Here is an 8,777-nt window from a genome sequence, read left to right on the forward strand (position 1 = left end):
GAGCCAGAGCTGCACCCGGTCCGAGGTCTGGGCGGGGTCGTAGCCGGTGAGTTCGGTGATCTGGGCGAGCCGGTAGCGGACCGTGTTCCGGTGCAGTGTGAGCTCTTCGGCGACGGCCGCCACGGAGCCGTTGTTGTTCAGGTAGCTCTCCAGGGTGGTCAGCAGCTCGGCGCCGTGGGTGGCATCGAAGGTCCGCAGCGGATTGAGCGACTCGTTCGCCATGTCTGCCAGCGGCACGTCCTCGCTGGCCAGCAGCAGCGAGGTCAGGCTCAGCCGCTCGGGTTCGTTCACGGGCAGGCCGTGGCTTGCCGCGTCGCGGGCCTCGAAATAGCTCCAGCGCAGCCCGTTCGGCTTTGTGTAGGCACCGCCGATCCCGATCGTGGCGTGGATCCCGGCCTCGGCCAGGTGGTCGCTGAGGCTCCGGGCCAGCGCGCTGGCGCCGCTTCCGTCGTCGGGGACCACCGCCACCAGGTCCTTGCCGACGACGGCACTCACCGATTTTTCGAGCGGCTGCGGCAAGGAGGACATCCCCAGCTGCTTGAAGTGCGCGGCGGACTCGGCCAGCAGCACGACATTCCGGCGGGTGCTGTTGACGCCGATGCCGGCGAGCCGCCGGGTGGCCTCACTGGGCTCCAGGGTCCCGTGGATCACGTCCTCCAGGACCTGCCCCGCCAGGGCGCGCTGGGACTGGCGCTGCTTGACCATGTTGTTGAGCTCGACGCTGATCAGGTTCTGCGCATAACCCACAATCCCCGAGTCCTCGAAGGGCTGCTTCACCCACAGGGTGCACGCGTCGCGGCGGCCGGTCGGAATCGGGAAGGACGCCCAGCCCTCGGCGCTGGGCGCCGGATGGCCGGGCGCGCTGTTGTACAGCTGGGCGGTGAACTGGGTCAGGACGATGTCGGTCCGCAGCATGGATCCGAGGTGCTTGAGGAGTTCGGCGAGGCCCCCGCCGGTGAGGAGCGCGCGGGCCAGGATCTGGTGCCCGGCGATGAGCCGTTCCAGTTTGGTGAAGTGGTCCGCGGACTGGGCGTCGGCGACGAGCTTGCCGATCGCAATGAACGGCGTCTCATACGGGACCTCCACCACCGGCAGTCCCCAGCGGTTGGCCTCGGCAATCAGGGCCGGCGGAACGGCGTCGTGGGTCAGTCCGATCCCGAAGCCGATTCCCACCGCCCCCGCGCGCTGGACCTGGCGGACGAAGCGGCGCTGTTCCGGCGCGCTCTTGAGCCGCATGCCGGTGGTGAGGATCAGTTCGCCACCGTTCAGGAACCGCTGCGGGTCCTCCTGCTCGGTGACGGCCACCCAGACAATGTCCTGGTGCCAGGTGGTTTCGGCGAGGCCTGCCTTGGCGAGTTTGAGGGACGGAACCCCCAGCAGGGCAGCGAGTGAAATGGCCATGGATTCAGGATAACCGGGGGCTGGTCAAGCGCACTAAACCACGGCGTAAACGGTGTGCAGGTGACTATTCCCCGGGGTTGACCGGCTGGCATAGGCTCGGAGCAGTCTCATTGGGTCCTTTTCAGCGCGAAAGAGGTTGTACACCGTGGTTCAAACCTTGCAGAACTTCATCAACGGCGAGTTTGTCACTCCGGCCGGAACCGGGGTCCTGGACATCGTCAACCCCACCAACGGCGACGTCGTGGCGAAGTCGCCGGTCTCGGTGCAGGCCGACGTCGACGCCGCGATGACCGCCGCGAAGGAAGCCTTCAAGAGCTGGAAGCACACGACGCCGGGGCAGCGCCAGCTCATGCTGCTCAAGCTCGCCGACGCCGTCGAGGCCAACAGCGACGAACTCGTCGAGGCCCAGCACCGGAACACCGGCCAGGTCCGGTCCCTGATCGCGTCCGAGGAGGTTGCCGCCGGGGCAGACCAGCTGCGCTTCTTCGCCGGCGCCGCCCGCATCATGGAGGGCAAATCCGCCGGAGAATACTTCGAGGGACACACCTCCTACGTCCGGCGTGAACCGATCGGCGTCGTCGCCCAGGTCGCACCCTGGAACTACCCGTTCCTGATGGCCATCTGGAAGATCGGTCCCGCCCTGGCCGCAGGCAACACCGTGGTCCTCAAGCCCTCGGACACCACCCCGGAATCCACGCTCGTCCTGGCCCGCCTCGCCGGGGAGATCTTCCCGGCCGGCGTGTTCAACGTGGTCCTGGGCACCGGCGAGACCGGCGCCCTGATGGTGGAGCACAAGGTCCCGGGCCTGGTCTCCATCACCGGCTCCGTCCGGGCCGGCATCGCCGTCGCCTCCGGTGCCGCGAAGGGCCTCAAGCGCGCCCACCTGGAGCTCGGCGGCAAGGCCCCTGCGGTCGTGTTCGCCGACGCCGACATCAAGAAGAGCGCCGCGGCCATCGCCGAGTTCGCCTTCTTCAATGCCGGCCAGGACTGCACCGCCATCGCCCGGGTACTGGTCCAGGACACCGCTTACGACGATCTCGTGGCGGCCCTCGTCGAGCACACCAAGACCCTGCGCACCGGCTCGCAGAACGACGAGGACAACTACTTCGGCCCGCTGAACAACGTCAACCACTTCAACACGGTCAAAGCCCTGGTCGAGTCCCTGCCGGACAACTGCAGGGTCGAGACCGGCGGGCACCAGGCGGGGGACAAGGGCTTCTTCTTCGAGCCCACCATCGTCACCGGCGCCAAGCAGAGCGACGACATCGTGCAGAAGGAAGCCTTCGGCCCGGTCATCACGGTGCAGAAGTTCAGCACCGAGGAAGAGGCCGTCGAGCTGGCGAACGACGTCGACTACGCCCTGGCCTCCAGCGTCTGGACCTCGAACCACGGCACCGCGATGCGCCTGAGCCGGGATCTCGACTTCGGCGCCGTCTGGATCAACACCCACATCCTTCTCACCGCCGAAATGCCGCACGGAGGCTTCAAGCAGTCCGGCTACGGCAAGGACCTGTCCATGTACGGCGTGGAGGACTACACGCGCATCAAGCACGTCATGAGCGCGCTCGACGCATAACGCCCATGCATAACGCTGTCGCATAACGCCGATGCATAACGCTGTCGCGTAACCCGTCTGCATGTCGCAGTCGCGCAGACCCAACCTGACGCATAACCCGCGCGCATCATCCGCTCGCTTAGAAAGGCTTTCCCATGACCACCACCGCCCATGACATCACCTACCGTCTCGAGCAGAAGCGCCGCGTCCAGGCCGATTTCCCGGGCCCGAAGTCCGTCGCCCTGACCCAGCGCCGCAAGGCCGTCGTCGCCGCCGGCGTCGCGTCCAGCGTTCCCGTGTTCGTCGCCGACGCCGACGGCGGCATCATCCACGACGTCGACGGCAACTCCTTCATCGACCTCGGCTCCGGCATTGCTGTGACGAGCGTCGGCGCTTCCGACCCTGCCGTCGTCGGCGCGGTCAAGGAAGCCGTGGAGCACTTCACCCACACCTGCTTTATGGTCACGCCCTACGAAGGCTATGTCGCCGTCGCCGAGCAGTTGAACCGCCTCACCCCGGGCGACCACGAGAAGCGCACCGTCCTGTTCAATTCCGGCGCCGAGGCGGTCGAAAACGCCGTCAAGGTGGCCCGCCTCGCCACCGGCCGTGACGCCGTCGTCGCCTTCGACCACGCCTACCACGGCCGCACCAACCTGACCATGGCGCTGACCGCCAAGGCCGTGCCGTACAAGACCAACTTCGGCCCGTTCGCGCCCGAGGTCTACCGCATGCCGATGAGCTACCCGTTCCGCGAGGAAAACCCGGCGATCACCGGTGCCGAGGCCGCCAAGCGGGCCATCACCATGATCGAAAAGCAGATCGGCGGCGAGCAGGTTGCCGCGATCATCATCGAACCCATCCAGGGCGAGGGCGGCTTCATTGTCCCCGCGACCGGATTCCTGCCGGCGCTGGCTGCCTGGGCCAAAGACAAGGGCATCGTGTTCATCGCCGACGAGGTCCAGTCGGGCTTCTGCCGCACCGGCGAATGGTTCGCCGTGAACCACGAGGGCGTTATCCCGGACATCATCACCATGGCCAAGGGCATCGCCGGCGGCATGCCGCTCTCCGCCATCACCGGCCGCGCCGAGCTGCTCGACGCCGTCCACCCGGGCGGCCTCGGCGGCACCTACGGCGGCAACCCGGTGGCCTGCGCCGCGGCCCTCGCGTCCATCGGTTCGATGGAGCAGTACGACCTCAACGCCCGTGCCCGCCACATCGAGGAGATCGCCCTCGGCAAACTGAACGAGCTCGCCGCTGAACAGTCCGTGATCGGTGACGTCCGCGGACGCGGCGCCATGCTCGCGATCGAACTCGTCCAGGCCGGTACCAAGGAACCGAACCCCGAGCTGACCAAGGCCGTCGCCGCGGCCTGCCTCAAGGAAGGCGTCATCATCCTCACCTGCGGCACCTACGGCAACGTCATCCGGCTGCTGCCGCCGCTGGTCATCAGCGACGAACTGCTGCTGGACGGCCTCCAGGTCCTCGCCGCGGCCGTCAAGGCGAACGCTTAGCGGGCCCGGTCGTCCGGAATACCGGGACACCGGAACACCCGAAAAACAGGAGAGCCGCGGACGAATGGTCCGCGGCTTTCCTTGTTCAGTTCGCGGGCCAATTCGTGTGTTATTCGTGGTGCTTCGTCCGGCGGCTACTTCCAGAAAGTGGCGTCAAGCTGGACCGCGATGACGTACACGTGCTGGCCCCGCTCGATCTTCTCGACCTCCCAGACCCGCACCTTGGTCTCCGGCACCGGATCCACCGGCCGGCCGACGCCGATCCCGTAACTCACCACCCCTTCAAAGTCCCCGGCCGGGGCGTAGCTGGTCAGCGCCGGGTAGCCGATCGCCGGGCCCGGTGCCCGAGTGATGGTGCTGGCCGTGCCGTCCGCCGTGTGCGCCTGCGCGCCGTGGAAGACCACCTTGAGGATGGCGCCGGTGCCGGGCATGGGAACCGGCAGGCCGCTGCCGTCGGCGATCAATTCGGGCACAAACTCGATGTCGTAGCCCGGGAAGCCGCCCAGGAACCGGAAGCTCATCTGGTCGAAGGGCGGAGTTTCCGCGGGATGCGACCCGGCTCCGATGGCGTACAGCGCAGGCAGGGGAGCGGCCGGCGGCGGAGCAACCGGCACCGGGTTCTCATGCGTGGCCTTGAACGGCCGGCCCGGGCCCGGCCAGGTCCAGTCGAGGGTGATCCTGGAGGAGATCACCTTGACCCCCGCGTGCGGCGGGGCCGTTTCGTCAGTGTCGGCCGGAACCGTCGCGGAAGCGGACGGAGCCGCCGTCGAGCTGGCTGGGGTGGTCGAAGGAGCGGTGGACGTGGCAGCGGGCGGGCTGGCTCCGCCGGATGGCGGTGTGGACGGCGTACAGGCGGTGAGGGCCAGCAGCAGGGCCAACATCCCCGCCCCGCCGTTCCCTACGCTGACGTGGATCTTCCGAGTGTTGATCGCGCCCATGGTGTGCTCCCCTCGACCCTGCCAGCCTAGGGACGGATGATTACCCTGCTCAGGGCCGAAAGTCACGGGGCATCCCGGCCATTTCCGGGCCCCGCTGGGCTAGAGTCGTTCCTACCACTGCAGGAACGCAGACCGGCCGACGTCGCCCGGAACCCCGGAGCAAAGCTGGCTTCTGCCACAGACCCATAAGGGGTTCATACATGCGATACGTAGTTGGCTACACCCCCAGCGACCGCGGCGCCGACGCCGTCGCCCTGGCCTCCGCGATGGCCCGCGCCCAGGGCGCCCACCTTGACTTGGTCTACGTCGTGGACCGGCGTACCCCCTACGTCGCGATGAACCCGGAGGGAAGCCGCGTCAGCGCCGCAGAACAGGAAGTCCTTAGCGCGGAACGGGAGGGCCTGTCGCTGATCCCCAAGGACATCGAGGCCCGGTTCCATGTCCGCCAGGCCGACTCGCACGCCGCCGGCCTCATTGACGCGGCCCTGGAGTACAAGGCTGGACTGATCGTCGTGGGTGCCGCCAGCGCCGGGCTGTTCAAGCGCTACACCATTGGCAGCGCTGCCAACGCCCTGCTTCATGCCTCGCCCGTCCCCGTGGCGCTGGCCCCCCGGGGTTACCGCCGCACGGAGCCGATTACGAGGCTGACCCTCGCGGTGGGCCAGCGCACCGGCGCGGAGGCGGCGATCGACGTCGCGATCGAATCCGCCGAACGGCGCGGCGTCCCGCTGCGGCTGGTATCCCTCGTGGAACTTGACGCCGAAGGGGACAGCGGCGAAAACATCAACGCGGCGCACATCCACGCCAATACCGTCCTCACTGCTGCCGCCCACCGGCTCCCGGCCGGGCACCATGTCAGCGTCGAAGTTGCGCACGGGCGCACGATCGAGGAAGCAATTGATGATCTCGAATGGGATGAGGGCGAGATCCTGATCGTGGGTTCGTCCCGCCTGGCGGAGAAGAACAAACTGTTCATCGGCAGCACCGCCCATAAGGTGCTCCTTGCCCTGCCGGTACCCATGGTGGTTGTCCCGCGCGACTATGAGCGGGTCAACACCAGCCCGGAGGACTGACTCCGCGGAAGTCCACCGGCCGTCTGGGCCAGTCTCAGGCGGCCGCGCGGGCCAGTTTCCGGTTCACGGAGTTCTTTCGTGTGGTCAGCAGCATGTCCATGGTGAGCACCAGCAGCGCCAGCCAGACGACGCCGAAACCGATCCAGCGGTCGGTCGTCATGGGTTCGTGGAACACGGCCAGCGCCACGATGAACTGCAGCACGGGGGCGAAGTACTGCAGCAGGCCGATCGTGGTCATCGGCAGGCGCCGGGCGGAGGCGCCGAAGAACAGCAACGGCACCGCGGTGATGATGCCCGACGCCGCCAGGAGCCAGAAGTGCCCGGCGCCGTGGGCTACCAGCGTTGCGGCGCCGGTGAGCGCCAGGACCGTCATCGCAGCGGCGGCCACCGGCGCCAGGACGATCGTTTCGACCGTGAGGCTGGTAATCGCATCGGCGCGCGGGCCGACGCGCTTCTTGACGAAGCCGTAGAGTCCGAAGCTCAGCGCCAGGGTCAAGGCAATCCACGGCGGTTTGCCGTAGGAAACCGTCAGGACTCCCACGGCGATGAAACCGATTCCGACGGCGGCCCACTGCAGCGGCCGCAGTCTCTCCTTCAGCACCACCACGCCCAGCAGAACGGACACGAGCGGGTTGATGAAGTAGCCCAGTGAGGCTTCGACAGCCTGTCCGGTGGTCACGCCGTACACATAGGTCAGCCAGTTCACCGCGATCAGGACGGCGGCGATGATCAGCGGGACGATCAACCTGCGGTTCCGGAACGCCGCCCCCAGGACACGCCAGGAACGGGTGACGGTGATCAGCAGGGCGCAGAACAGCAGCGACCAAAGCACCCGGTTGGCCACAATCTCGACCGCTCCGGCCGGTTGCAGCACGAAGAAGTAGAGGGGCATCAGCCCCCACAGGCCGTAAGCGCCGATCCCGAAGATGATTCCCGCCGTCGTGTCCGTGTCCACTGCCTTGAGGGCGGAGGGCGGTCGCCGCGACTGGCTTCCGCCGGGGGCAGCGCCGCCCGGAGTGCTCAGCGTGGCGGGGGCGGGGGATCGGTCGGGGGTAGGCACAAGATCAATAACACCACCTCCGGGACCCCTATTCCTGCCTTTCGGCTCCGGTGCACCCGGCGCCGGGGAGCGGATCCCGGCGCTGTCGGTCCCCGGGGCGCCCGTTCCCTACCCTGAACATTTAGAATGGGGGATTGTGCGCTGCATGAGCTGGCGCCGTCGCTAAGACTCAGAAGGGCTTCCGGTGTCCAACTCGGCCGAAACATCGTCCAAAAGCACGTCTAGAAGCACGTCCAAACGTCCGCTCCGCGTTGCGATTGTCGGCGCCGGACCGGCCGGCGTTTACGCCGCGGACATCCTGACCAAGTCCAATGAAGTCAAGGGCGGCGACTTCGAGGTCAGCATCGATCTGTTCGAGGCGTACCCGGCCCCGTACGGCCTGATCCGCTACGGCGTCGCCCCGGACCATCCCCGGATTAAGGGGATCGTCAACGCGCTGCACAAGGTCCTGGACCGCGGCGACATCCGCTTCCTCGGCAACGTCACCTACGGCCGTGACCTGACCCTGCACGATTTCCGGGCCTTCTACGACGCGGTGATCTTCTCCACCGGGGCCATCAAGGATGCGGAACTGGACATCCCCGGCATTGACCTCGAAGGATCCTTCGGCGGGGCCGATTTCGTCTCCTGGTACGACGGGCACCCGGACGTGCCGCGGGACTGGCCGCTGGAGGCCAAGGAGATCGCGGTGATTGGCAACGGTAACGTGGCCCTCGATGTGGCCCGGATGCTGGTCAAGCACGCCGATGACCTGCTCGTGACGGAAATCCCGGACAACGTCTACCAGGCGCTCAAGAACTCCCCGGTCACGGACGTGCACGTGTTCGGCCGCCGCGGACCGGCCCAGGTCAAGTTCACGCCGCTGGAACTGCGCGAACTTTCCCACGCCCGCGACGTCGACATCGTCCTGTATCCCGAGGACTTCGAGTTCGACGAGGCCTCGGACGAGGCGATCCGCAGCAACAACCAGATCCGCACCATGGTCAACACCCTGACCAACTGGCTCGTCGAGGAGCACGCGGAGGCCGAGGAGCCGTCCTCCCGCCGCCTGCACCTGCACTTCCTGCACAGCCCGGTCGCGGTCCTGGGAACAACAGGCGACGCCGCCCACCCCGGCAAGGTCACCGGCATCAAGTTCGAGCGCATGCAGCTGGACGGCACCGGCAACGTCAAGGGCACGGGGGAGTACCTCGACTACCCGGTTCAGGCCGTCTACCGCGCGATCGGCTACCACGGCTC

The 8,777-nt window shown here is 67.3% G+C and carries 7 protein-coding genes; 4 read left to right on the top strand and 3 right to left on the bottom strand.

Annotated elements, in window-relative coordinates:
* Window positions 1–1,401 (bottom strand): PucR family transcriptional regulator (locus tag K789_RS0101395; protein ID WP_024365180.1); only part of this gene is annotated, 1,401 nt, incomplete at its 3' end.
* A gap of 145 nt (window positions 1,402–1,546) precedes the next feature.
* On the opposite strand from K789_RS0101395, the gene K789_RS0101400 reads away from it, so the two are divergent.
* Complete coding sequence (locus K789_RS0101400) at window positions 1,547–2,977, top strand: gamma-aminobutyraldehyde dehydrogenase (RefSeq protein WP_035738784.1); 1,431 nt, start codon at window positions 1,547–1,549, stop codon at window positions 2,975–2,977.
* A 134-nt stretch (window positions 2,978–3,111) separates the two neighbouring features.
* Window positions 3,112–4,467, top strand: a complete 1,356-nt coding sequence (gene gabT / locus K789_RS0101405; protein WP_024365182.1) for a 4-aminobutyrate--2-oxoglutarate transaminase — start codon at window positions 3,112–3,114, stop codon at window positions 4,465–4,467.
* A gap of 134 nt (window positions 4,468–4,601) precedes the next feature.
* Here gabT and K789_RS23830 read toward each other — a convergent pair whose 3' ends face one another.
* A complete protein-coding gene (locus K789_RS23830) occupies window positions 4,602–5,405 on the bottom strand; it encodes a hypothetical protein (protein WP_024365183.1) in 804 nt (267 codons plus the stop codon).
* Between the two features lie 200 nt (window positions 5,406–5,605).
* Between K789_RS23830 and K789_RS0101415 the strand changes: the two genes are divergently transcribed.
* Complete coding sequence (locus tag K789_RS0101415; RefSeq protein WP_024365184.1) at window positions 5,606–6,478, top strand: universal stress protein; 873 nt, start codon at window positions 5,606–5,608, stop codon at window positions 6,476–6,478.
* A 34-nt stretch (window positions 6,479–6,512) separates the two neighbouring features.
* On the opposite strand, the gene rarD is transcribed toward K789_RS0101415, so the two are convergent.
* Window positions 6,513–7,538, bottom strand: a complete 1,026-nt coding sequence (gene rarD / locus K789_RS0101420) for an EamA family transporter RarD (protein WP_051180840.1) — start codon at window positions 7,536–7,538, stop codon at window positions 6,513–6,515.
* Window positions 7,539–7,722: 184 nt separating this feature from the next.
* Between rarD and K789_RS0101425 the strand changes: the two genes are divergently transcribed.
* Window positions 7,723–8,777: FAD-dependent oxidoreductase (locus K789_RS0101425; protein WP_024365186.1), on the top strand; the 1,055-nt coding region annotated here is incomplete at its 3' end.

The sequence above is a fragment of the Arthrobacter sp. TB 26 genome (assembly GCF_000427315.1).
In the GTDB taxonomy this organism is placed as follows: domain Bacteria; phylum Actinomycetota; class Actinomycetes; order Actinomycetales; family Micrococcaceae; genus Arthrobacter.

Excerpts from the sequence above, each read along its gene's own strand:
- K789_RS0101415 (WP_024365184.1), top strand. The coding sequence starts at position 5,606 with ATGCGATACGTAGTTGGCTACACCCCCAGCGACCGCGGCGCCGACGCC.
- gabT (WP_024365182.1), top strand. The coding sequence starts at position 3,112 with ATGACCACCACCGCCCATGACATCACCTACCGTCTCGAGCAGAAGCGC.
- K789_RS23830 (WP_024365183.1), bottom strand. The coding sequence starts at position 5,405 with ATGGGCGCGATCAACACTCGGAAGATCCACGTCAGCGTAGGGAACGGC.